We start from the raw sequence: 22,126 nt of genomic DNA, 5'->3' as shown, positions 1-22,126 counted from the left end.
GAACTGCGTGCACTGCAAGACCTGCGACATCAAGGACCCGAACCAGAACATCAACTGGGTGCCAAGGCGGTGAAGGCCCGGTCTATCCGAACATGTGAGTTCGGGAGGCGGGCGGCATGGCCTGCGTGGACAGGGCCGGGAGCGAGACAAGAGATTTCTTCGCAGAATGCCGCTTGATGGACTTATAGGACGGTGCCCTGACATCAAGACTGGCGTCGATACGCCTTGTGGTTACAGTCACGGTTGGACATCGTTGCTTTCACCCTCAGGTGAATGCCTATGATTGCCTTCGTATTCGCTTCCGACATCGCTGGCCGCAGCGGCGTATTTAATCTCTTGTGACGTTGGCGTCTTGTAAAATTCCGTAAAGTACGTATTTTACGGAAAAATGGAGATGCATGATGACATCCACCGTCACCGCTGCTGCGGTCTCCAAGAACTTTGGAGCCTACCAGGACGCAGCCGTGCGCGAGCCGTTGATTATCACCAAGAACGGCCGACCGCGCACGGTTTTGATCGCCTATGAGGACTATCTTCGCTTGATGCGGCGCGAGCGCCGAGTCGAACTGACGAGCGCGTTGGATGCGGACGACCTCGCTGCAGTCGAAACATCCACGATGGATCCTGGACTTGACCATCTCAATGCCGAATTGACGAAGGACAAGAATGCTACCGACTGAGCCAAAGGTCGGCTGGGTCTTCCGGTATTCCTATCTTTGGCACTGGCAGCATTTGGAGGGACGAGAAGAGGGTGACAAGGATCGCCCGGCGCTCGTTCTTGCCATCGTTGCCACCTTGGAAGATGGAACGCCGGTGGTCCGCGTCCTTCCGATCACGCATACCCCGCCGTCCGATCCAGCCGAGGCAGTCGAGATCCCGCCGGCGACAAAACGTCGTTTGGGACTGGATGACGAACGCTCCTGGATTGTCTTGACGGAAAGCAACCGCTTTGCCTGGCCAGGGCCGGACGTCCGGCCGCTCGACACGGATAGCGGCTACCACGGCCCGTTGCCTCCGGCCCTGTTCGAAGAGGTGAAGCGTCGCTTTGTCGGGCTGGCGCGCAGCCAAAGACATCAGGCGACCCCGCGTAGCTCCTAAGCGCGATTTGTTCCGGCGATTTCTGCAAAATGGCGCATCGCGTGGCGTTCCGGAAAAGACGGGAACCCATCTCGGCAGCATCTTGCGCTGGGATATTGATGCCGTAGAAAAATGCATCGAACTTCCGTGAAGCAACGGTCAAGCCGAAGAGCAGATCAACCCTGTACAAAGGCTTGTTGCGCGTATGTTCACGCTCGGGAGGGCCAAAATGATCGCATGATGTATCGTCGGGAACCGGCTATGCCGGTTGCTTCGGAGCGGATGCTAACGCTTCGATCAGCCGCAAGCCCGGCTTCGATGTCATTTGCAAGAAGGGCCAAGTTTGCTGAATCGGACATGGTAGGCACCTCTGGGCTTCAGCAAGATAACGGGCTCTTAAGGCGGCTGCTCCCGGCAAGGAAAACTGCTCCAGACGTGCTGATGCTGCTTACGACCAATTCGGCCACTCTTTGCGCACCGAGCTGACCAGAGCCTTTGCGGGATTCGGCCCGAGAGACGGGCCCAGCGGGGCTCTGGTCAGGTCTCAGCTAGGCCAACTCCTGATGAGCGCGCTCCAACTGCGCAGCCAACTGCAGAACCAATATGTCCGCTCCGGGCTTGCCGCTGATCTGTACGCCGATCGACAGGCCGGATGCATTCTTCAGCCATGGGCACGAGGCCGAAGGTTGCCCCGATAGGTTCGACGGCGTCGAAAACGGTGCAAAGCCGTACCCGGCACTGTTCCAGCGTTCGACATCGCCGAAGGCCTTGAACGAAAGTGCACCCGTCTCTGGGGGATCTTCCGCCAGAGTTGGCGTCAAGAGAATGTCTATGTGCTGCATCGAGGCGAGATAGCGACTGGTGTAGAAAGCTTTCGCCTCTTGCGCTTCATCATATGCGTGTCGTCCAGCTGATCGGGCCTTTTCCAGGAGATGCCAAGTCAGCGGTTCCAGCTCCGCTTCTTCCGGCTTTCGGCCCAGCTGATCCGTCCGCTGCTCGACGAGATCGACAATGTCGAAAATCCAGAGATAATCGAACCACTCGGCCGACAGGTCGTCAGGATAGGCGTAAGTCGATACGCTATGCCCCATCTCTTCGAGCATTTTTGCTGTCTGGTTGACGGCCAACCTTTGATCCGGGCCAACGATCCTGCCCGACGGGTCTCTCTCTGAAACGCCGATGCGCAAGCTTCCAATCGGTGCGTGGAGTGCCGAGAGGAAAGATCCTGTCTTCGGCCGTTCATTGGCGGTGACGTCGAGGGACGCTGCGCTGTCGCGCACCGTTCGTGTGATCACGTGGTCCGAATTCAAACCGCCTGCGATTTTCTTGAAATACGGCCCGACCGGATTGAGACCTGATGTCGGTTTGAACCCGAACACGCCACAGCATGCTGCGGGTATGCGGATCGACCCCCCAAGGTCGGTCGCATGTGCGATAGGCACCATGCCGGCGGCGACCGCTGACGCTGCACCGCCACTGCTGCCGCCGACCGTCAGGCCAGGCGCCGCGGGATTTTGGGTCACGCCATAGGCCTGTGGTTCAGTAACAAACTCGGCGGCGAATTCCGGCGTGTTGGTCTTTCCCAGGATGACGAGCCCGGCCTTGCGCCACCGATCCACCATGATGCTGTCGGGTTGCGCGGCGGTGCGTTTAAAAAACGCCGATCCGAACGTCGTCGGCATGTCCGAGGAAAAGAGATTGGCGTCCTTCAGAAGAAACGGCACGCCATCCAGCGGGCTCGAGCTTTCTGACCCTGAGATGGTCTCCAATGCGTCGAAGTTCTTGCAGATAACGGCGTTGAGATCGCCGTTGCGTTCTTCGATCACACGGATTGCGGCTTCCGCTACCTCACGCTTCGATACTTCTCGACGCTTGATTAGCTCGGCGACACCTACACCGTCGAATGCAACATATTCTGTCGATTTCATTTGCCGTCTTCTCTGCGAGACAACTGGGCAACCAGCTGGACGACGTAATCTCTGAAGATCGGGAAGGCGTTCGTCGTGGTGATCCTGCTGGTCGGCTGAGCAGCCTTCACCCAAAGGCCATCGATCATTGCGAGCAGGCAGTTCACGCCGAATTCCACTTGATTTACTGGCACGAGGGAGCGCAGGCAATGCGCGATATTGCTGGTCAGGCGCCGCTCATAGATCGTCTGAAAGCGCATCATTTCAGCGTTGCCGCTGAGGCCGGCCCAAAGCGCAAACCAGGTGGAGGCGACGGCGGGCTGGAACTGCGCGGGATCGAACTGTGCGGCGGCAATGGCAAGCAACCGTTCCATCGGCGTGTTCGCATGGCGCAAGCCCTCGACGGTCGCGCGGGAGAGCTCACGGTTCAGGTGACGCAGGACAAGGGTGTAAAGTTCGTCGCGGCTGCCGAAGTAGTGGGTGATCAGGCTCGGCGAGATCCCGGCCCTCATGCCAATTTGCCGGATAGAGCTCTGCTCGATCCCGAGTTCGTGGATCGTGTCGATGGCAGCGGCGATGATCTGCTTCTGCCGAACCGGTTGCATCCCGACCTTTGGCATGCGTGGCCTCCGTGTTGTTGGTGGCCAGTTTACATTTTTTATTGCACGCGCCAACAAAAAAGATATTGTTGTTGGCGTGTGCAATAAAAAAGGGGAAGTGCCATGAACTCCCGTATCCTTTATGCCAGCGTCTCTCTCTTGCTCCTCACATCGGCCGCCGCCGCCTCGGCCGCCGAGGCCGAAAGCTGTGCCAAAGTCCGTCTCTCCGACCTCGGGTGGACGGACCTGACCCTCACCAACGCCACCGCGTCACTGATCCTCAAGTCGCTTGGCTACGAGACCGAGCAAACCTTGCTTGGGCTGAACGTCACCTATGAAATGCTCAAGACCAACCAGATCGACGTCTTCCTCGGAAACTGGCGGCCTATTCAGGATGAGCAGTTCAAATCCTACTTCGACAAGGGCGAGGTAGAGGTCATCACGACCAATCTGAGAGGCGCCAAGTTCACGCTCGCCGTGCCGACCTATGTCGCCGAAGCCGGTGTCAAATCCTACGACGACCTGGCTAAGCACGCCGACAAGTTTGCCTCAACGATCTATGGCATTGAGGCGGGCTCCAACCAACCTCTCCTCGACATGATCGCTGCTGGCCGGCATGGCCTGAAAGACTGGAATGTCGTGGAGTCGAGTGAGACAGCCATGCTCACCCAGGTCGGCAAGATGACCAAGAGCAACGATTGGATTGTCTTCCTCGGCTGGGAGCCGCATCCGATGAACCTCAAATACAAGCTGACATATCTGAGCGGCGGTGACGCCGAATATGGCCCGAACTTCGGCGGAGCCACGGTTCGAACGATCACGCGGCCGGGCTATGCCAAAGAGTGCCCGAACGTCACCAAGCTTCTTGAAAACCTGAAGTTCGATCTCGACTACGAGAACCTCGGCATGAACGCCATCATGACCGATGGGGAAGAGGTCACCGCCGCGGCCCAAAAGCTGATCGCCACACGGCCGGATTTGTTGAAGCAGTGGCTTGAAGGCGTTACGACCCGCGGTGGCGCTGACGGTTACGAAGCCGCCAAGGCCTCCCTGTTGTCGAACTGACGCATCCCGCGCACACTAAGGTCGAACGGATGCGGTGGCTAAGGTATCGGGCACGTCGATCTCTAAGATCGCGTCGACCTCATTCCGTCGACAGGCTGAATGGCTTTCTCCACCAACACAGGGCGACCCAGCGCCTGCCCAGCTGAGCAACCTTGCAGACATGTCGGTGATATAATCACCTTGTTGGATAAGGGAGGGGGCCGCAGCGATCCCTCCGTTCCGGTGAAGTAAGAGCCGTCAAAGTCGCCGGGGTGGCGGCGTCAAGGTCCCAGTTCTTCCGTGCCGTTGTAACCAGAAAAACCACGATGGTGTCGTCGGAAATACCCAACTCGTAGAGCGTGTCGAGGATCACCCCGAAATCGCCATCGAGTCTAGCCGGGGCGCGCGCTTGCGAGGATCGCCTGGGCAAGCGTCTCGGCGGCACGCGAGGGCTTGTTGCGGGGATGGGCGATGTGGAACATGTCCTCGAACGTCATGCGCTCGGGGGCAAGCAGCCGCAGGCGACCGTTGCGTACCCATTCGTCGGCGTAGTGGTCGGGCAAGAAGCCGATATAGGCGCCGGAGAGGAGCAATAGCAGCGTGCCCTCCATGTGCGGCGTGGCCGCCGCCCATTGGAAGTTTACCCCACAGATCGTCTCGGTAAGCATGTAGGTGCGACCAGCAAAGGACTGCGCTTCCAGAACTGCGTCGGTGAGCGCATCGTCGGGCAGGTCGAATAGCGGGTGACCCTGCGCGCAATAGAGTTTCTGCACCTCGGAAAAAACGGGCTGCGTGCGCAAATGCGGCGTCGCGCTGCCGACCGTCGGCATCAGCACGATCTGATAACCACCATTTAGAAGGCCCTGATGCAGCACCTGCGGCGCGGCGACGTCGATCTCCAGATGCACACGCGGCGCCTGTCGGTGGAAGGCGGCGAGTGCCCCCTGGAGATCGAGATCCCGGTTGGTGATCATCGCGTCGACCGTGCCGAACGTCAGGCTGCCGGTCAGTTCCCCTTGCGCCTCGCCGACACGGCTCTGGAACTTTTCCAGCGAGCCGAAAAGATCCAGCGTCGCCTCATAAACGAGGCGTCCCTCGTCGGTCAGAAGGAAACCGCTGCGCCCGCGGCTGCAGAGGCGTAAGCCCAGCCGCTCCTCAAGGTGGCGCATATGGGTGGAGATGGTCGCCTGCGTCATCCCTAGTGATGATTGCGCGGCGGAAAACCCCCCATGCTGCACGACGGAGGCAAAGACACGCAACAATCTCAACTCTGCATCGCCGAGCGACAGATTGAGGATGCGATGGCGAACCTTGTTGATCATTCATTGATTAAGCCACAACTAAACATCCAATCATAGATATTTTTAAGCGTATCGACCTTCCACACACTCCCTTCATCCTGAGGAGGAGAGACATGGCGGGTAATTCCTATGAAACCGGGCGGCTGAACCTGCCGTTCGTCGGCATCTGCACCTTCGGCAAATATCCCTACCAGCCGGACTGGGATGCGATCGATGCGGATGTGGCGATCCTCGGCGCGCCGTTTGACTGCGGCACGCAATGGCGCGCCGGCACCCGCTTCGGGCCGCGGGCCATCCGCGAGGCATCGACGCTGTTTTCCTTCGGCCATGGGGGCGCCTACGATCACGAGGACGACGTCACCTACCTGCCGAGCGACAAGGTTTCGATCGTCGATATTGGTGACGCCGACATCGTCCACACCGACACGATGAAGAGCCATGCCAACATCGAATTCGGCGTGCGCAAGATCCTGGCCGCCGGCGCGCTTCCGGTGGTGCTCGGCGGTGACCATTCGGTCAACATCCCCTGCATCAACGCGTTTGAAGACGACTGTGCTGAACACGGCCCGATCCATATCGTCCAGATCGACGCGCATCTCGACTTCGTCGACGAGCGGCACGGGGTTCGCTACGGCCACGGCAATCCCATGCGCCGGGCCGCCGAGAAGCCCTATGTCTCCGGGCTCTCGCAGTTCGGCATCCGCAACGTTTCCTCGACGGCCAAGGAAGGCTACGAGGATGCGCGGTTAATGGGCTCGGATATCCTGTCCGTGCGCCAGATCCGCGCGCTCGGCACGGAGAAGGTTGCTTCGCGCGTGCCGGCCGGAGCCCGCTACTACGTCACGATCGATATCGACGGCTTCGATCCCTCGATTGCGCCGGGCACCGGCACGCCGTCCCATGGCGGCTTCATCTATTACGAGGTGCTGGAGATCCTCTCGATACTCGCCAGGCGCGGCACCATCGTCGGCATCGACCTGGTCGAGGTTGCGCCGGATTACGACCACTCAGGCTCGACCTCGATCCTCGCCGCCCAGGTGCTGATGAACCTCATCGGCCGCGTCATGCACGCCAAGAGAGGCTGAGACCATGGGTCGTATCGCTTACGATTTTTCCGGCGAACACGTGCTGGTGACGGGCGCCAGCCGCGGCATCGGCCGCGCGGTCGCGGAAGGTTTTGCCGCCGCCGGGGCAGAGGTCACCATTCTTTCCTCCGGCCGTGGAATTCACGAGGCCGCCCGCGAGATGTCTGAACGCTTCGGTCGCAGGATCGAGGCCCTCGAATGCGATATCACCGACAGTGCTGCCGTTAAGGCGACACTCGCGCCGCTGGGTCCCATCGATGTGCTCGTCAACAATGCCGGGCTCGAGCGCATTACGCCGGTGACCGACGAAGACGACGGTGTCGAAGACAAGTTCCGACGCATCACCGACATCAACACCAACGGCACCTTTTATGTGACCCGCCACGCGCTGCCTCACATGCGCGAGGGGGGCCGCATCGTCGTCACCGCGTCGATCTGGAGCCGTGTCGCGGTGCCGGAGTTCTCCGCCTATATCGCCTCCAAGCATGCCAATCTCGGCTTCACCCGGGTGATGGCCAAGGAACTTGGGGGACGATGCATTCGTGTCAATGCCGTCTGCCCCGGCTGGGTGCGCACCGAGGCGGCGATGCTGTCGCTGAAGAACATGTCGCTGCGCACCGGGCGCAGCGAGGAGGACCTGCTGGACGAGATCGTGGGAGCCCAGGTTCTGCCGGGCCTCCTGGAACCGGAAGACCTCGCTGCACCCTATCTCTTCCTCGCTTCCGATGGCGCAAGGGACATGACGGGCCAGGCGCTGATGCTCGACCGCGGCGAGGTGATGGCATGAGTGCGCGCGTTCTTGTCACCGGCGCCTATCGCGGTATTGGGGCTGCTTGCGCCCTGGCATTCGCAGCGACAGGAGCTCGGGTTGCGCTTGCCGATATTCGCATACCGGACGAGACGGCGATTTCGGCCGTACAGGCAGGGGCTACGGAAACCCTGACGCTTGCCTGCGATGTCTCAGACGAGGGTTCGGTCGCCGCCATCGGCGAGGTGGTGCAACGGACGTTCGGCGGACTGGATATCGTCGTCCACTGCGCCGGCGTCATTCATGAAGCGCCCTTGCTTGAAACACCCGTTGCGGATTTCGACCGGGTCATCGCCATCAACCTGCGTGGCAGCTTCCTCGTCGGCAAGATGGCATTGGGGCTGATGGGGGGAACGGCTGAGGAGCCCGCGCGGCTGATCATGATTGCCTCCGACATGGCCTATTACGGCCGCGAGACCTTTTCGCCCTATGTCGCGTCCAAGCACGGCGTGCTCGGTCTGGTGCGTTCCTGGGCAAAGGAATTTGCGCCGCGCGTGCTGGTCAATGCGATCTGCCCCGGTCCGATCGATACCGAGATGCTTGGGGCGGCGAACATGAGCGCCGAATGGCGTGCCAGGGAACTGGCGATACCGCTTGCGCGCTTCGGCAAGCCCGAGGAGATCGCCGAACTCGCACGGTTTCTCGCCGGCTCCGGCGGGCGCTACTTCACCGGCCAGGGGATCGGCAGCAACGGCGGGAGCATCATGCCATGATCGCCAATCCCATTCCCTGGCCGAACGGCGCCAAATGCGCCGCCTCCATCACCTTCGACATGGATGCCGACAGCCTCGTCCATATCGCCCATCCAAAGGATGGCCACAGCCGCGTATCGGCGATCTCGATGCTGCAATACGGGCCGAAGGTCGCGATCCCGCGCATTGTCGAGAGCTATCGGCAACTGGGCATCAAGCAGACCTTCTTCGTGCCGGCCTGGTGCATCGAGCAATATCCGCAGGCGATCGAGGCCATTCTGGAAGGCGGCCACGAGCTGGCGCATCACGGCTTCCTGCACGAGCACCCCCGCGAACTTTCGGACGAGCAAGAGGCGCACTGGCTCGACCGCGGCATCGAGGTGATCGTGAAGGCGAGCGGCAAGCGACCGCGTGGCTGGCGGGCGCCGCTTTACAATTTTTCCCACCGGTCCGCTGACCTCCTGGTGTCGCGGGGCTTTGCCTACGACGCTTCGTTGATGGGTGACGACATTCCCTATCTGCTTGAATGCGACGCCGGCGCCCTCGTCGAGCTGCCGTCGCACTGGGGCCTCGACGATTGGCCGCAATATGTCCAGTCGATGGACCTCGACTACATGATGCCAATCCGCGCGCCGGAGCAGGGCTTTGCCGCCTTTTCGCAGGAGTTCGAGGCGGCCTATCGCCACGGCGCGCTCTGGGTGCCGGTCGTGCATCCCTTTGCCACCGGCCGGCTTGCCCGCTGGGAGGTGGTGCATCGCTTCCTCGAACAGGTTCTCACGCGCGGTGACGTCTGGTTCGCGCCGATGGAGGAGATTGCCGCCCATGTGCGGCGTGTTGTCGAAAACGGCAGCTGGTCGCCGAGGATTGACCGACTGCCCTTCTATTCCGAGCCCGTCACGGTTCGGTAGCCGGCAGCGGGTTTATCCGCTTCCGAAGATCGGCGGCTGATGGAGCCGCAATGGACTTCGCGGAAAGACGCCAGAAGGCGCGACGCGAAAAGGGGAACGACGATGGAAAACAACGATATCGCCTGGCAGAGCGAACTGGCGCGGCGCGCCCGCATCTATGAAGATATCGAGGCGGGCGACCGCTTCGAGGGCACGATGACTGCGCTCGACTACACCGGCATGACGGTATTGACGCTCGTGCTGGTCGTCGGCTTCTGGCTCTGGGGGGCTTGAGATGACCGATCATGTCGCACTCGAACATATCTCCACTTTGAAGACGGAACAGGAAGAGGCCGCCCGTAATCGTGCTGCCGCCGAGCGCGGCGATGCGCCCCTCTTGCCGTCTGAACGGCTCTGGGGCTTCTGGGAGTTCACCTATGCCAATTCGGCACTGGCGATTGCCACCTGGGCCTTTCTGATCGGCGGCTCTGTCGGCCTCTTCGTCGGGCCGAAGGAGGGTATCGCCGCCATTATCATCGGCAACATCGTCGGCGTCGTGCTGACGGCGCTCGCCACCACCACCATGACCGGCCGCTACGGCGTTGAGCAGTTCGTGGCGCTGCGCAGCCAGTTTGGCTACAACGGCAGCCGCGTCGTCTATGTGCTCGCCGTCGTCATTCTCACCATGGGGTGGCTTGCGGCTCTCGCGATGATGTTCGGTCGCTCGATCGACGGGCTGATGGCGCTGAGCGCCGGTGAGGCCGCCAATCCGACGGGCGCGAAGATGATCATCGCCGCGATCGGCGCAATCCTGCTCACCTGGTTCATCGTCGCCAAGGGGCCGACCTCGATCAAGTTCTTCAACATGGTCGTGTCGCCGGCGCTGGTCCTCTTGATGGTGGCGATGCTCTACCTCATTCTCAGCCATCATTCGATCGGCGAGCTTCTGGCCTTGCCGGCCCTTGCGCCGCCTTTCGAGGACAAGACGCTGAACTTCATCGTCGCGGTCGAGGTCAATCTGGCAGCCGGCTTCTCCTGGTGGCCTTATATCGGCAATCTGGCGCGGCTGACGAAGAACGAGCGCACCGCCTTCTGGCCCAATGTTCTCGGTATCTTCGGGGCGGCAGCACTCGGCGAAATTGTCGGCCTGCTTGCAGCAGTCGCACTCGGCGAAAGCGATCCGACGATCTGGATGACGAAGATCGCCGGTCCGATGATCGGCATCGTCGCGCTGCTTTTCGTCGCCTTCGCCAACATGACCTCGATGGCAAACATCCTCTACACGTCGATCGTCGGCCTCAGGCAGGTCGGAACCGCATCGGTTCGCGCCATTTCCTGGGGCGCAATCCTGTTCCTCTTCTGCCTCATCCCGTTCGGGCTCGTGGTCTTCTACCCGCAGATGTATGACGGCTTCTTCATCTTCCTCGTCTGGACTTCGGCGCTGAATTCCGCGCTCGCCGGTATCGGGATCGCCGACTACTTCTTCCTGCGTGGCCAGAAGCTCGACATGCGCAGCCTGCACGGACCGCAGGAAAACGGACCCTATCGGTTCTGGGCGGGCTTCAACCCCATCGGGCTCTTTGCCCTTGCGGTCGGCTTCATCGTCTATGTCGCCGTCTTCAATCCGCAGACGCTGGCAAGCCTGCCGGCCTTCAAATACCTGACCGCCTCCGTGCCGTCCTGCCTTGCCGCAGGCGCCACCCACTACGTGCTCACGCGGCTTTTTGCCCGTGGCCGTGGTTGGGGCCAATACCCGTAACGCCTGGAGAAGACCGCCATGAGCGACACCTACGACTACATCATCATCGGCGCAGGATCGGCCGGCTGCGTGCTCGCCAACCGCCTTTCGGAGGACCCGTCGACCAGGTTGCTGGTTCTTGAATTCGGCGGCAGCGACAAGTCGATCTTCATCCAGATGCCGACGGCGCTTTCGATCCCGATGAACGGAACGAAGTACAATTGGAAATACATGACCCTGCCGGAGCCCGGTCTCGACGGCCGGCGCGTGCATTGCCCGCGCGGCAAGGTCATCGGCGGCTCGTCCTCGATCAACGGGCTCGTCTACATGCGCGGCCACGCCAGCGATTTCGACGAGTGGGAGGAACTTGGCGCGCGCGGCTGGCGCTACGCCAACTGCCTGCCCTATTTCCAGCGCGCCGAAAGCTGGCAGGACGGAGGCGACAGCTATCGCGGCGCCTCAGGTCCGCTTGCGACCAATGCCGGCAACGGGATGAAGAATCCGCTCTATGGCGCCTTCGTCGATGCCGGCCGCGAGGCGGGTTACATCACCACAGACGACCCGAACGGGCACATGCAGGAGGGCTTCGGCCCGATGCACATGACCGTCAAGGACGGGGTGCGCTGGTCGACGGCCAACGCCTATCTGAAGCCGGCGATGGGGAGGCCGAACCTCACGGTCATCACCCATGCGATGACGCGGCGCGTGCTTGTCGAAGGCAAGCGCGCCGTTGGCGTCGAATACGAGCTCGGCGGCGAGCGTCATGTCGCGCGCGCCAACCGCGAGGTGCTGATTTCCTCCGGACCGATCGGATCGCCGCACCTGTTGCAGCGCTCCGGTATCGGGCCAGCCGCTGTGCTGCAGAAGGCCGGTGTTCCCGTGCTGCACGATCTGCCAGGGGTCGGCGAGAACCTGCAGGATCATTCCGAGGTCTACATCCAGTATGCCTGCAAGGAGCCGATCACGCTCAACGGCAAGATGGGGCTCTTCAGCAAGGCTTTGATCGGGGCCGAATGGCTCTTGTTCAAGAAGGGGCTGTCGGTCTCCAACCACTTCGAAAGCGGCGGCTTCATTCGCTCCGACGCGTCGCTGCAGTGGCCGGATATCCAGTTCCACTTCCTGCCGGCCGCCATGCGCTACGACGGCAAGAAGCCGCTCGACGGCCACGGTTTCATGGTCCTGACCGGACCGAACAAGCCGAAGAGCCGCGGCTATGTCCGGCTTCGCTCTCCGGAGGCCCATGAACAGCCCGATATCCTCTTCAACTATCTCGACCGCGAGGAGGACCGCGAGGGCTTCCGCCGCTGCCTGCGGCTGACGCGCGAAATCATCGCCCAGCCGGCCTTCGACCGCTTCCGCGGCGAGGAAATGGCGCCGGGCAAGGATGTTCGAAGCAACGACGAGATCGACGCCTGGGTGCGCGAGACAATGGAAAGCACTTACCATCCTTGCGGCTCCTGCCGTATGGGTGAGGACGGAATGGCAGTCGTCGACAGCGAGCTCAAGGTCCGCGGCATCAACGGGCTGAGGGTGATCGACAGTTCCGTCTTTCCGTCAGAGCCGAACGCCAACCTCAATGCGCCGACGATCATGCTGGCGGAACGCGCCTCCGACATGGTGCGCGGCAAGCCACTGCTTGCGGCTTCTAACGCCGCAGTCGGCGTCGCCCCCGGCGTTGGCGTCACCCAGCGCAGTGGAAAGCCGCTTCGCGCCGTCCGGCAATAATGATCCTTGGAAAGGGCGGTGCGTCATGTTGCGCGGTATCGGCTACGTGGTCGCCCGGCGGCTTCGCGGCGATGACGAGGATCCGGAGGATTGGGCCATGGCGGTCGAAAGGCTCCTCAATCGCCTGATCGCCCGATGCGGCCTTGCGATCGGGCGATCGCATCGGCCAGCCGGAAAAGAAGAGGCCTCATTCGATCCGCCGGAACGCCGGCATAGCCCAGAATGAGCGCAGCCGGCTGAGGTGTCGCGATCGTGTAGTCGGACAGGGGATAGCATTGCAGTCCGGCATCGAGCACGGCGCGGTGGGAGGCCTGGTCTTCCCGGCCGCCCTCCAGCCAGGCGAGTGCATTGAGCCCGCTTTCGGAGCAGTCGATGCGGGCAAGTCCGGCAAGCGCATCTCGTCCGGCTGACATGAAAGCCTCGCGGCGCTCGGCGTAAAGGCCCCGCATCCGGCGCAGATGGCTGGCAAAGTGACCGCCGCCGATAAACTCGGCGAGTGCGAGCTGGGTTTCCACCGGGACGCTGCGGTGGATCAGCCCCGAGAGCGTGCGAAATGTCCCGACGAGTTGGGGTGGCAGGACGAGAAAGCCAACGCGGATGCCCGGATAGAGCGCCTTGCTAAAACTGCCCGCGTAGATCACCCGGTCGTCGCTGTCGATGGAGCGCATCGAAGGCAAAGGCGCGCCGTCGTAGCGGAATTCGCTGTCGTAGTCGTCCTCGATGATCCAGGCGTCGCTCGCGCGCGCCCATTCGAGCAGGGCAAGCCGGCGTGGAAGCGATAGGGTGATGCCGAGCGGGTGGTGGCGCGACGGCATGACGAAGGCGAGGCGCGCGTCGGGATAGCGAGCCATCGCAGCCTCGACATCCATGCCGTCTGCATCGACATCGGCCGGACACAGCTGCAGCCCGAGCGTGCGAAACAGGTTGCTGGTGGTCACCGGCCCCGGATCTTCGAACCAGATCCCGTCGCCAGGATCGGCAAGCGCCAAAGCCGAAAGCGTGAAGGCGGCGTGCCCCCCGGGCGTGATGACGATCTGTTCGGGATCGCAAGGGTCGCGCCGGTGCAGGGCCAGATATTCGGCGATCCTCTGGCGAAGCACCAGTTCGCCTGCGACGTCGCCATAGCCCATGGCCACGGCCTTGCCGCCGCGCGTCACGGCGTTCCAGCATTTCCTCCACACAGCGAAGGGAAACCGGTCGAGCGCCGGACGGTTGGGGAGGAAAGGCCTGTCTTCCATTTGGCCGATATCGGCCGACATCCGGCATGACAGGTCGCCAATTCGCGATAGCCGCGGCGGCGCGCGGTCGGCGACATCGTGGCGGGTCGGCCTCGACAGCGGCTTTGCCGGTTGGCGCGGCAAGGCGGCCGAGACGAAAGTACCGGCACCCTGTCGTGCCTCCAGATAGCCCTCCGCCTTCAAGTTATCGAGCACCCGCACCAGCGTCTGGCGCGACAGTCCCAACTCCTCGGCAAGGATTCGGCTTGCAGGGAGCCGTGTTCCGGCGCGCAGGTGCCCTTTCAGGATCGCCATGCGCAATTGGTCCTGCACCTGGCGGAATTTCGGCAGGGCGACTGCCGCGTCGAGGCGAAGGAAAGGCAGGATTGGCCCTTCAAGCTGTTTGACCACCGGTGCGCCTCCAAAAATTGGTACAGTAGAATGCACCATAATGGACGTTTCTTCGTCGTCCAATTGTTACATCCTGTCCCTACACGAAAACGCACCGATGCAGCCCTTCGCAGGACGCAGACAAGGTGCGGGGGAACCGGGAAAGGCGGCGGTGCCGACGACCGGATGCAAGGACAAAAAGCAGCCATCGCCCACGATCCGTCGTCGACGGTCAACAGGAGGAATTCATGAACAAGCTTCTATCGCGTGCAACCAGTCGCGCCTTCGTCTCCACACTCGCCCTGGCGGCGGCCCTGCCGGGTCTTGCCCAGGCTGAGGCATCGCAAGAGCTGGTCGCTGCCGCAACGGAGGAAGGCATGTTGACCGTCATTGCGCTTCCGCACGACTGGTGCAACTACGGAGACGTCATTGCCGGCTTCAAGGCGAAGTATCCGGGCATCGAAGTCAACGAACTGAACCCCGACGCCGGTACCGCCGACGAGCTCGAAGCCATCCGCGCGAACAAGGGCAACACGGGTTCGCAGGCGCCTGACGTCGTCGATCTGGGCCTGGCTTTTGCGCCGGCTGCCGCCAAGGAGGGCCTCCTTCAACCCTACAAGGTGGCGACCTGGGACGAAATTCCTCAAAACATCAAGGACGAGCAAGGCTATTGGTACGGCGACTACTACGGCGTCATGGCCTTCGGTGTGAACAAGGACCTGCTTGATACTGTACCGGCCGACTGGTCGGATCTGTCGAAGTCGGAGTACTCCGGGGCTGTCGCACTCACCGGCGATCCACGGTCTTCGGCACAGGCCATCCTGGCGCTGATGTCGGCAGGCATCTCGCGGGGCGCCAAGCCTGGAACGGAATCGGGCGGCAAGGGCCTGGAGCTCTTTGCGGAACTGAACAAATCCGGCAATTTCGTGCCTGTGCTCGGCAAGGCCGGCACGATCGCGCAGGGGCAGACCCCGATCGTCGCCGCCTGGGACTACAATCTGTTGGCCTGGCGTGACGCGTTGAAGGGCAACCCGCCGATGGACGTCGTCGTACCGGCAAGCGGTGTGGTCGCCGGGGTCTATGTTCAGGCAATCTCGGCCTACGCGCCACACCCGAACGCCGCCAAGCTCTGGATGGAATATCTCTATTCCGACGAAGGCCAGACCGGTTGGCTGAAGGGCTACTGCCACCCGGCGCGCTTCAATGCCATGTTGAAGGCTGGCAAGTTCCCGCAGGAGCTGCTCGACAAGCTGCCGCCTGCCGAAGCCTATGAAAAGGCGATCTTCCCGACGGTCGACGAGCTTTCCGCCAACAAGACGGCGATCGTCGAGGGTTGGGACAAGGTGGTCGGCGCCAACGTGAAGTAATCCTCCGCTTGAGAGAGAGGTTTCACCGGTCGTGAAGCCTCTCGCCCCCCTTTGGCGCAATTTTCCCAGGGACAAATCCGATGACGACAAGCGTCGCATCCCTGCCGGCCGTCTTCCGGCCACGACAGGTTCTCAGCTGGTTCGGGGTCGCCCCCTTCTTCGTCTTCGCCACGCTGTTCCTCATCCTGCCCACGCTCAACATCGTGCTCGGCGCGTTCCGCAACGCTGAGGGACAGATGACGCTGGAGAACCTCGGTAAGCTTCTTGCGCCATCCATACGATCGGCCTTCTGGATCTCGATCGAGCTCAGCCTGCTGACAGCGGCGCTCGGGTGTCTGTTCGGCTTCCTCATTGCCGCTGCCATCACGCTCGGCGGCCTTCCGCGACCCCTTCGCAATGCCATCCTGACCTTCTCAGGCGTCGCTTCGAATTTCGCCGGCGTGCCGCTCGCCTTCGCCTTCATCGCAACCCTCGGCCGCCTTGGTTTCGTGACGATGCTGCTGCGCCACTGGTTCGGCATCAATCTTTATGGCGCCGGCTTCAACATCGTCTCCTTCCTCGGACTGGCCCTTACCTACCTCTATTTTCAGATCCCGCTGATGGTGCTGATCATCACGCCGGCACTGGAGGGGCTGCGCCGCGAATGGCGAGAGGCGGCCGAAAGTCTCGGCGCCAACGGTTTTCAGTACTGGCGCCTGGTGGCGTTGCCAGTGCTCTGGCCCTCGCTTCTCGGCACGCTGGCTTTGCTTTTCGCCAATGCCTTTGGAGCAGTTGCGACCGCCATTGCGCTGACCGGCTCATCGCTCTCGATCGCGCCGATCGTCCTGTTCGCCCAGATCCGCGGTGACGTGCTCAATGATCCGCATCTGGGTTATGCGATCGCCTTTGCCATGATCCTTCTCACCGCCATTGCCAACGCAATCTATATCCTCCTGCGCATGCGCGCGGAAAGGTGGGTCAAATGAGGGAAAGGCGCGTCTGGTCCTGGCTCGCCGTCGCTTTGGGTGGGCTCTATTTCCTCCTTCCGCTCGTCGGCATGTTTGACTTCTCCATGCGCATGCAGCGCGATGGCTACAGCTTCGAAGCTTACCGCGTCGTGCTGGCCGATCCGCAGTTCCAGCAAACCTTCGGCTACTCCGTCGTTCTGGCCTTGCTCACGATCGTTCTTGGAATCCTGCTCATCGTGCCGACGGCCTATTTTGTCCGGCTGCGGTTTCCCGGGTTGCGCCCGGTCGTCGAGTTCCTGACGCTGCTGCCACTGGTCATTCCGCCGATCGTCATCGTCTTCGGCTACATCCGCATCTACAATACATCCTCCGTCCTGCCGCTCACAGGAAGCTGGTGGGGTACCAATCTCCTCCTTCTGTTCGGCTATGCGACACTGTCGCTGCCCTACATGTATCGCTCCGTCGACACGGGCCTGCGCACCATCGATGTCGGCAGCCTGACGGAGGCGGCCCAGAGCCTGGGGTCCGGCTGGACGCGGATCCTTGCCGTCGTCATCCTGCCAAACGTCTTTGTCTCGGTTCTATCCGGCGCCTTCCTGACCTTCGCGATCGTCATCGGCGAATATGTCTTTGCCGCCTTGCTCAACGTCGGCTCGTTCGGCCCTTACATGGTCTGGATGGGTGGCAACCGCGCCTACGAACCCTCGGCGCTCGCCGTTGTCGCTTTCGCCATCACCTGGGCCTGTATGGCCCTGATCCAGCTTGTCACCCATTTCTCCAAATTCTCCACCGTGAGGCGTTGACCATGGCTTTTCTAGATATCCATCACCTGGAAAAATCCTTTGGCCCGACCCGTGTCGTCAAGGATTTCAACCTCGACATCGAAAAAGGGGAGTTCGTCTCCTTCCTCGGCCCGTCTGGCTGCGGCAAGACCACGGTATTGCGCATGGTCGCCGGCTTCGAGACGCCGACATCAGGCGCGATCAGCATCGACGGACGGGAGGTGACAGGGCTTGCCGCCAACCGGCGCAATATCGGCATGGTGTTCCAGTCCTATGCACTTTTCCCAAATTTGACGGTGGCGGAAAACATAGGCTTCGGCCTCAAGGTCGCGGGTGAGGGCAAGGCGGCCATTGCACGGCGCGTCGGTGAAATGCTGGATCTGATTGGCCTGCCTCAACTCGGGGGGCGCTATCCGTTCCAGCTCTCCGGCGGCCAGCAGCAGCGTGTGGCGCTTGCGCGCGCACTGGCGCCGCGCCCGCAAGTGCTGCTGCTCGATGAGCCGCTATCGGCTCTGGACGCGAAGGTTCGCATTAGCCTGCGTGACGAGATCCGTCGAATCCAGCGCGATCTCGGCATCACCGCCATTTTCGTGACGCATGACCAGGAGGAGGCGCTGTCCATTTCGGATCGCGTCGTGGTCATGCACCAGGGCGTCGCCGACCAGGTCGGCACGCCGTTCGAGATCTACAACCGGCCGGCGACGCGCTTCGTTGCGCAATTCGTCGGTACGCTCAATCTTCTCGACGCCGACGTGTTGGATGCGACCACCGGCAAGGTGCGGCTTGGTGGTGTCCCGGTGGCGCTGGACCAGCCGCTTAATGGTCGGCCCGGCGAGCGCATCAGCCTGGCGATGCGTCCAGAATCGGTCGAACTGGGGCGCAGCGACTGCGATCGCGTCGTCCTTTCCGGCGAAATTGCAGCAGTGCATTTTCTCGGTTCAGTGATCCGCATCAAAGTGGCGGTCGGGGGCCAGTTCGTTTCGCTCGATACGTTCAACCAGCCCGACAGGCCGCCGCCCTCGGTTGGCACCACCGTAGAGGTCAGCCTGCCGCATCGCGATCTTCTGGTGCTTGCCGCCTGATGTTCCCTCAGCTTTGAAGTCGCCTGTGAAGGAGCCGGCTCTTTGACCGAAACGACGTTTGACGATCTGGCGTCGCCGGACTGGCGCGCAAAAATTGCCACCCTTTCCGGCCCGGCCCGCGCCCGGCTGGCGGAGCGGGCGCGCAACGCGCCGCTGTTTGCGCACGCCTATGCCTTTCATCTCAACATGCGTTTTGGCGGAGTGACACCGCTGCAGCTTGCCGAATTCGCCTATGAGCAGCGGCTCGTCGGCCTCAAGGTCCATGTCGAGGACGGCGAGGCAGCCAGTCTCGCCGGTATGTCAGACGCAGCGCTTTCTGAATATGGTGCCGCAGTCGAGCAGTTCGGACTGGAGCTCCATATCGAGACCAGCACGACGCAGGAGACAGGTCTCTTTGATGCGGTACGTATCGCGCTTGCCACTGGCGCGACGTCGCTGCGTTGCTATCCGCGCTACGAGGGACGCGTCTCGGAAATTGTCTCACAAACGATTGCTGATCTGCGACGATTGGAGACCTTCGATCCCGAGGGGCGGCTTCGCTACACGCTCGAACAGCACGAGGACCTGAAGTCGGAGGAGCTGATCGGCATCGTAAAGGCTGTCGCCAATCCGCGCCTTGGCCTGCTGTTCGACTTCGGCAACATGATCAATGCCTATGAGCTGCCGTTGCCGGCGCTTGCCGCACAGGCACCCTATGTGACCGAAGTGCATGTCAAAGACTGCCTCGTCCAGCAAGATCGCGACGGCTGGGCGCACCTCGCCTGCCAAACTGGCACCGGCCATCTGCCGCTGCATGCGATGTTCGTGGACCTGCTTCTGCTTGGCCAGGACCGTGCGCAGGTCTTAAGCTTCGGGCTCGAGGAAGAGGAGGGCTATTTCGCGCCCGCCCTGCGCTTCCCCTCGGAGGAAAGCGACCCGTTCATCGCGGCTCGCTCCGCGAGTTTCACGGACATCGGGACCACCGACCTTGGCGCGCGGCTGCGCCAAGAGGCCATCGCCGCTCATCGGCAGCTCGAAACCGTAAGAACCATGCTCAATCAGATTGCTGCCGAAGCTTTGAGGATAGAACGATGACCCATGAGCCTGACTGCCCACCGCCCTACATGGCACTTGCGCACGCCATGGCCGATGCCGCTGCCAGCGTCATCCGTCCGCACTTCCGCAAGCGTGTTGTCGTCGACGCCAAGGCAGACTCCAGCCCCGTCACCATTGCCGACCGCGACGCCGAGGCCACGATGCGGCGCATGATCGAGGCGCAGTTTCCCAACCACGGGATCAGGGGCGAAGAATTCGGCGCATGCCGAACGGATGCCGAATGGGTGTGGGTGCTCGACCCGATCGACGGCACGAAGTCCTTCATCTCCGGCTCGCTCGCCTTCGGCACACAGATCGCATTGCTCCATCGCGGCAAACCTGTCCTCGGCATGATCAATCAGCCGATCACCGGCGAACGATGGTTCGGCATAGGCTCCTCCGCGACCCTTAATGAGGAGCCGATCCGCACCAGCGAAAAGACCGCGCTCGGCGAGGCGATCCTCTACACCTCGGCCCTTGAGCAGTTCGACCGCGCGCGCCACGAGCGCTTCGATGCCTTGACTGCCAAGGTACGCTTCACCCGCATATCTCACGATTGCTACGCGGCCGGGCTGCTGGCGCTGGGCGGCATCGACCTACTCGTCGAAAGCAATGTTTTCGACTACGACATCCTGCCACAGATGCCCATTATTCTGGCTGCAGGCGGCATCGTGACCGACTGGGATGGGCAGCCTCTTGCGGATGCGACACGGTACGACACCGTGTTGATGGCTGCAAACGCCGACCTCCATCGAGCCGCGGTGAAGATCCTTAGCCGGCTAGGATGAAATCCAGACGAACGGGCCGCTTAATCAATTGCCTGATCGTCGCGCTCGGCTTCAGCACCACCCATCCTCGACAATCATTGTCGCGAACAAAGCGCAGTTAGGCCGAACTCGACGTTGCCGTAGCCGTGCTCGGTGAACATTCCGCACATCGGCACTAAAGCTCAGTTCATGGTGGCAATTTGCGGACGCTTCAGTGGGCGGTAGCTAGCCGCCCGACGATACCACCAAGGCCTCAGCCTTCGAAGCAGAGGTATTGACGAGGCGATGAGGTGTCTGCGGCAAGTTTCCGGATGTTCCGATCCGCTCGGTTCCAGCGCGGTGCGTTGTCATTGCATCGTACTTTCACGTACCTTGAGCTCGAAGCCCAGGTCAACGATTGGCGATGCGATTGGCAGGCCAGCCAGTCGATCAAGCACCATCTGTACAGCCTGTCGGCCGATTTGATAGCGCGGCGTGCGGATGCTGGTGAGCGACGGATAGGCGACGTGCATCATGTCGAGGTCGTTGAAGCCGCAAATTGCCATGCGGTGCGGCACGGCGATGCCTGCCCTTTGGCATTCAAACAGCACGCCCATGGCCAAGTCATCATTGTTGCAGAAGACGGCGTCGAGATCGGCGACCTTTGCCAATGCGTCGGCCAGGAGCTGCCCGCCGAGCGAGACGCGAGACGGCGTCAACGTGGTTGTCACCAGCTTGGGATCAAAGGACTGTGCGGCCTCGAGCGCCGAGCGGTAGCCGGCGAGGCGGCGCTGCGAGCGTGGATCCATTCGGGCGCCGATGAAGCCGATGCGGCGATATCCCGCCTCGATCAGATGATTGGTGGCCACCTTGCCGCCATCGAAGTGGGAGAAGCCGACCAGCATATCGACCGGATCCTCGCCATATTCCATGATCTGCACGATGGGGCAATCCGCGCTCTCGAGCAGTTTGCGGGTCGTTTCGGTCTGGTCGATACCGGACACGATCAACGCCGATGGCCGCTGGCCCAAAAACATCCGGATCAGCCGTTCCTCTTCCCGTGGAGAGTAGTGGGTGTTGCCCATCTGGATCTGCAGCGGGCCGTCGCCGAGCCCGTCATAGATGCCTCGAAGGGTGTCGGCGAAGACGATGTTCGTCAGCGACGGCACGAGAACGCCGATCACATCGGCTCGCGCGGACGCGAGCGCGCGAGCATTGGGATCGGGCGCATAGCCAAGCTGGATCACCGCCGTATCGATCTCGGCGCGCAGTTCGGCCGAAACGAGCGATGGGTCGCGCAGCGCGCGCGAGACGGTGATCGCCGCGACGCCGGCCAGTTTGGCGACGTCGGCGATCGTCGGCCTGCCACTGCCGCGCCGGCTTGCCTTGCGCCCCTGGTCTCTGGAGACGATGTCGTCCGTCACGTCGATCCCTGCCGGTTGCGCGCGCGCAAGGTCTCCACATCGGTGTTGCCGACATACCAGTTCCTTGCGTCGACCTCATCGAAGACGACGGAAATTTCACGCTCGGCAAGCCCGGTCGCTTCGGCAATCGCCGTTACGACCTTGCTTGCGATCGCAGCTTTCTTGACCGAAGGATCGTCGCCGAGGACCTCTCGTACGATGGTGATCCGCCCGAACGGCATGATTGACCTCCTG

General features: G+C 61.9%; 22 protein-coding genes and 1 pseudogene. 17 read left to right on the top strand and 6 right to left on the bottom strand.

The window, feature by feature from the left end; genetic code table 11:
* The 3 genes and pseudogenes from ASE71_RS36690 to ASE71_RS04775 form a co-directional block, all read left to right on the top strand.
* Positions 1-98: pseudogene (locus ASE71_RS36690) on the top strand (4Fe-4S dicluster domain-containing protein); the annotation flags it as partial.
* A gap of 303 nt (positions 99-401) precedes the next feature.
* Positions 402-680, top strand: a complete 279-nt coding sequence (locus ASE71_RS04780; RefSeq protein WP_060520848.1) for a type II toxin-antitoxin system Phd/YefM family antitoxin — start codon at positions 402-404, stop codon at positions 678-680.
* Positions 667-1,098, top strand: a complete 432-nt coding sequence (locus ASE71_RS04775) for a hypothetical protein (protein ID WP_060520843.1) — start codon at positions 667-669, stop codon at positions 1,096-1,098. Before ASE71_RS04780 ends, ASE71_RS04775 begins: the two co-directional genes overlap by 14 nt.
* Before the next feature lie 527 nt (positions 1,099-1,625).
* Here the strand turns inward: ASE71_RS04775 and ASE71_RS04770 are convergent.
* Both ASE71_RS04770 and betI read right to left on the bottom strand, forming a co-directional pair.
* Entirely contained in the window at positions 1,626-3,005 is a 1,380-nt protein-coding gene (locus ASE71_RS04770) for an amidase (RefSeq protein WP_060520842.1), read from the bottom strand.
* Entirely contained in the window at positions 3,002-3,604 is a 603-nt protein-coding gene (gene betI, locus ASE71_RS04765) for a transcriptional regulator BetI (protein WP_060520841.1), read from the bottom strand. The genes ASE71_RS04770 and betI overlap by 4 nt, the downstream gene beginning before the upstream one ends.
* Positions 3,605-3,706: 102 nt before the next feature.
* Here betI and choX point away from each other — a divergent pair, with 102 nt between their 5' ends.
* Positions 3,707-4,648, top strand: coding sequence for a choline ABC transporter substrate-binding protein (gene choX / locus ASE71_RS04760; RefSeq protein WP_060520840.1), 942 nt, complete (start codon positions 3,707-3,709; stop codon positions 4,646-4,648).
* A gap of 371 nt (positions 4,649-5,019) precedes the next feature.
* On the opposite strand, the gene ASE71_RS04755 is transcribed toward choX, so the two are convergent.
* Complete coding sequence (locus ASE71_RS04755) at positions 5,020-5,949, bottom strand: LysR family transcriptional regulator (protein ID WP_060520839.1); 930 nt, start codon at positions 5,947-5,949, stop codon at positions 5,020-5,022.
* Between the two features lie 92 nt (positions 5,950-6,041).
* Here ASE71_RS04755 and speB point away from each other — a divergent pair, with 92 nt between their 5' ends.
* The 7 genes from speB (at position 6,042) to betA (ending at position 12,863) form a co-directional block, all read left to right on the top strand.
* Positions 6,042-7,013 carry an agmatinase gene (gene speB / locus ASE71_RS04750; RefSeq protein WP_060520838.1) on the top strand — a complete coding sequence of 324 codons (972 nt, stop codon included), beginning with the start codon at positions 6,042-6,044 and terminating at the stop codon, positions 7,011-7,013.
* Positions 7,014-7,017: 4 nt separating this feature from the next.
* Positions 7,018-7,800 (top strand): SDR family NAD(P)-dependent oxidoreductase, encoded by a 783-nt coding sequence (locus ASE71_RS04745; protein WP_060520837.1) that lies wholly within the window; start codon positions 7,018-7,020, stop codon positions 7,798-7,800.
* A complete protein-coding gene (locus ASE71_RS04740; protein ID WP_060520836.1) occupies positions 7,797-8,534 on the top strand; it encodes an SDR family NAD(P)-dependent oxidoreductase in 738 nt (245 codons plus the stop codon). The genes ASE71_RS04745 and ASE71_RS04740 overlap by 4 nt, the downstream gene beginning before the upstream one ends.
* The gene (locus tag ASE71_RS04735; protein WP_060520835.1) at positions 8,531-9,421 is read left to right on the top strand and encodes a polysaccharide deacetylase family protein; all 891 of its coding nucleotides are present in this window, start codon (positions 8,531-8,533) and stop codon (positions 9,419-9,421) included. The genes ASE71_RS04740 and ASE71_RS04735 overlap by 4 nt, the downstream gene beginning before the upstream one ends.
* A 102-nt stretch (positions 9,422-9,523) precedes the next feature.
* Positions 9,524-9,694 carry a hypothetical protein gene (locus tag ASE71_RS36350; protein ID WP_089046047.1) on the top strand — a complete coding sequence of 57 codons (171 nt, stop codon included), beginning with the start codon at positions 9,524-9,526 and terminating at the stop codon, positions 9,692-9,694.
* A gap of 1 nt (position 9,695) precedes the next feature.
* Positions 9,696-11,159 (top strand): cytosine permease, encoded by a 1,464-nt coding sequence (locus ASE71_RS04730; protein ID WP_060520834.1) that lies wholly within the window; start codon positions 9,696-9,698, stop codon positions 11,157-11,159.
* 18 nt (positions 11,160-11,177) lie between these two features.
* A complete protein-coding gene (betA, locus tag ASE71_RS04725; protein ID WP_060520833.1) occupies positions 11,178-12,863 on the top strand; it encodes a choline dehydrogenase in 1,686 nt (561 codons plus the stop codon).
* A gap of 116 nt (positions 12,864-12,979) precedes the next feature.
* Here the strand turns inward: betA and ASE71_RS04720 are convergent, their stop codons facing one another.
* On the bottom strand, positions 12,980-14,491 hold the full coding sequence (locus tag ASE71_RS04720; RefSeq protein WP_060520832.1) for a PLP-dependent aminotransferase family protein: 1,512 nt from the start codon (positions 14,489-14,491) through the stop codon (positions 12,980-12,982).
* A gap of 227 nt (positions 14,492-14,718) precedes the next feature.
* Between ASE71_RS04720 and ASE71_RS04715 the strand changes: the two genes are divergently transcribed.
* The 6 genes from ASE71_RS04715 (at position 14,719) to ASE71_RS04690 (ending at position 20,510) form a co-directional block, all read left to right on the top strand.
* Entirely contained in the window at positions 14,719-15,837 is a 1,119-nt protein-coding gene (locus ASE71_RS04715; RefSeq protein WP_060520831.1) for an ABC transporter substrate-binding protein, read from the top strand.
* Between the two features lie 80 nt (positions 15,838-15,917).
* The gene (locus tag ASE71_RS04710) at positions 15,918-16,802 is read left to right on the top strand and encodes an ABC transporter permease (protein ID WP_060520830.1); all 885 of its coding nucleotides are present in this window, start codon (positions 15,918-15,920) and stop codon (positions 16,800-16,802) included.
* Positions 16,799-17,587 (top strand): ABC transporter permease, encoded by a 789-nt coding sequence (locus ASE71_RS04705; RefSeq protein ID WP_060520829.1) that lies wholly within the window; start codon positions 16,799-16,801, stop codon positions 17,585-17,587. Before ASE71_RS04710 ends, ASE71_RS04705 begins: the two co-directional genes overlap by 4 nt.
* Positions 17,588-17,589: 2 nt before the next feature.
* Positions 17,590-18,648 carry an ABC transporter ATP-binding protein gene (locus ASE71_RS04700; RefSeq protein ID WP_060520828.1) on the top strand — a complete coding sequence of 353 codons (1,059 nt, stop codon included), beginning with the start codon at positions 17,590-17,592 and terminating at the stop codon, positions 18,646-18,648.
* A gap of 42 nt (positions 18,649-18,690) precedes the next feature.
* The gene (locus tag ASE71_RS04695; RefSeq protein ID WP_060520827.1) at positions 18,691-19,722 is read left to right on the top strand and encodes a sugar phosphate isomerase/epimerase family protein; all 1,032 of its coding nucleotides are present in this window, start codon (positions 18,691-18,693) and stop codon (positions 19,720-19,722) included.
* On the top strand, positions 19,719-20,510 hold the full coding sequence (locus ASE71_RS04690) for an inositol monophosphatase family protein (protein ID WP_060520826.1): 792 nt from the start codon (positions 19,719-19,721) through the stop codon (positions 20,508-20,510). Before ASE71_RS04695 ends, ASE71_RS04690 begins: the two co-directional genes overlap by 4 nt.
* 326 nt (positions 20,511-20,836) lie before the next feature.
* Here the strand turns inward: ASE71_RS04690 and ASE71_RS04685 are convergent, their stop codons facing one another.
* Entirely contained in the window at positions 20,837-21,892 is a 1,056-nt protein-coding gene (locus ASE71_RS04685; RefSeq protein ID WP_244496935.1) for a LacI family DNA-binding transcriptional regulator, read from the bottom strand.
* Positions 21,889-22,113, bottom strand: a complete 225-nt coding sequence (locus ASE71_RS04680; protein WP_060520825.1) for a tautomerase family protein — start codon at positions 22,111-22,113, stop codon at positions 21,889-21,891. The genes ASE71_RS04685 and ASE71_RS04680 overlap by 4 nt, the downstream gene beginning before the upstream one ends.
* Between the last annotated feature and the right edge of the window lie 13 nt (positions 22,114-22,126).

The sequence above is a fragment of the Ensifer sp. Root954 genome (assembly GCF_001429005.1).
Taxonomy (GTDB): domain Bacteria; phylum Pseudomonadota; class Alphaproteobacteria; order Rhizobiales; family Rhizobiaceae; genus Ensifer; species Ensifer adhaerens.
The sequence above is the reverse complement of the archived record's forward strand: the minus strand, read 5'-3'. Positions and strand labels throughout refer to the sequence as shown.

Excerpts from the sequence above, each read along its gene's own strand:
- ASE71_RS04780 (WP_060520848.1), top strand. The coding sequence starts at position 402 with ATGACATCCACCGTCACCGCTGCTGCGGTCTCCAAGAACTTTGGAGCC.
- ASE71_RS04775 (WP_060520843.1), top strand. The coding sequence starts at position 667 with ATGCTACCGACTGAGCCAAAGGTCGGCTGGGTCTTCCGGTATTCCTAT.
- ASE71_RS04770 (WP_060520842.1), bottom strand. The coding sequence starts at position 3,005 with ATGAAATCGACAGAATATGTTGCATTCGACGGTGTAGGTGTCGCCGAG.
- betI (WP_060520841.1), bottom strand. The coding sequence starts at position 3,604 with ATGCCAAAGGTCGGGATGCAACCGGTTCGGCAGAAGCAGATCATCGCC.
- choX (WP_060520840.1), top strand. The coding sequence starts at position 3,707 with ATGAACTCCCGTATCCTTTATGCCAGCGTCTCTCTCTTGCTCCTCACA.
- ASE71_RS04755 (WP_060520839.1), bottom strand. The coding sequence starts at position 5,949 with ATGATCAACAAGGTTCGCCATCGCATCCTCAATCTGTCGCTCGGCGAT.
- speB (WP_060520838.1), top strand. The coding sequence starts at position 6,042 with ATGGCGGGTAATTCCTATGAAACCGGGCGGCTGAACCTGCCGTTCGTC.
- ASE71_RS04745 (WP_060520837.1), top strand. The coding sequence starts at position 7,018 with ATGGGTCGTATCGCTTACGATTTTTCCGGCGAACACGTGCTGGTGACG.
- ASE71_RS04740 (WP_060520836.1), top strand. The coding sequence starts at position 7,797 with ATGAGTGCGCGCGTTCTTGTCACCGGCGCCTATCGCGGTATTGGGGCT.
- ASE71_RS04735 (WP_060520835.1), top strand. The coding sequence starts at position 8,531 with ATGATCGCCAATCCCATTCCCTGGCCGAACGGCGCCAAATGCGCCGCC.
- ASE71_RS36350 (WP_089046047.1), top strand. The coding sequence starts at position 9,524 with ATGGAAAACAACGATATCGCCTGGCAGAGCGAACTGGCGCGGCGCGCC.
- ASE71_RS04730 (WP_060520834.1), top strand. The coding sequence starts at position 9,696 with ATGACCGATCATGTCGCACTCGAACATATCTCCACTTTGAAGACGGAA.
- betA (WP_060520833.1), top strand. The coding sequence starts at position 11,178 with ATGAGCGACACCTACGACTACATCATCATCGGCGCAGGATCGGCCGGC.
- ASE71_RS04715 (WP_060520831.1), top strand. The coding sequence starts at position 14,719 with ATGAACAAGCTTCTATCGCGTGCAACCAGTCGCGCCTTCGTCTCCACA.
- ASE71_RS04710 (WP_060520830.1), top strand. The coding sequence starts at position 15,918 with ATGACGACAAGCGTCGCATCCCTGCCGGCCGTCTTCCGGCCACGACAG.
- ASE71_RS04705 (WP_060520829.1), top strand. The coding sequence starts at position 16,799 with ATGAGGGAAAGGCGCGTCTGGTCCTGGCTCGCCGTCGCTTTGGGTGGG.
- ASE71_RS04700 (WP_060520828.1), top strand. The coding sequence starts at position 17,590 with ATGGCTTTTCTAGATATCCATCACCTGGAAAAATCCTTTGGCCCGACC.
- ASE71_RS04690 (WP_060520826.1), top strand. The coding sequence starts at position 19,719 with ATGACCCATGAGCCTGACTGCCCACCGCCCTACATGGCACTTGCGCAC.
- ASE71_RS04680 (WP_060520825.1), bottom strand. The coding sequence starts at position 22,113 with ATGCCGTTCGGGCGGATCACCATCGTACGAGAGGTCCTCGGCGACGAT.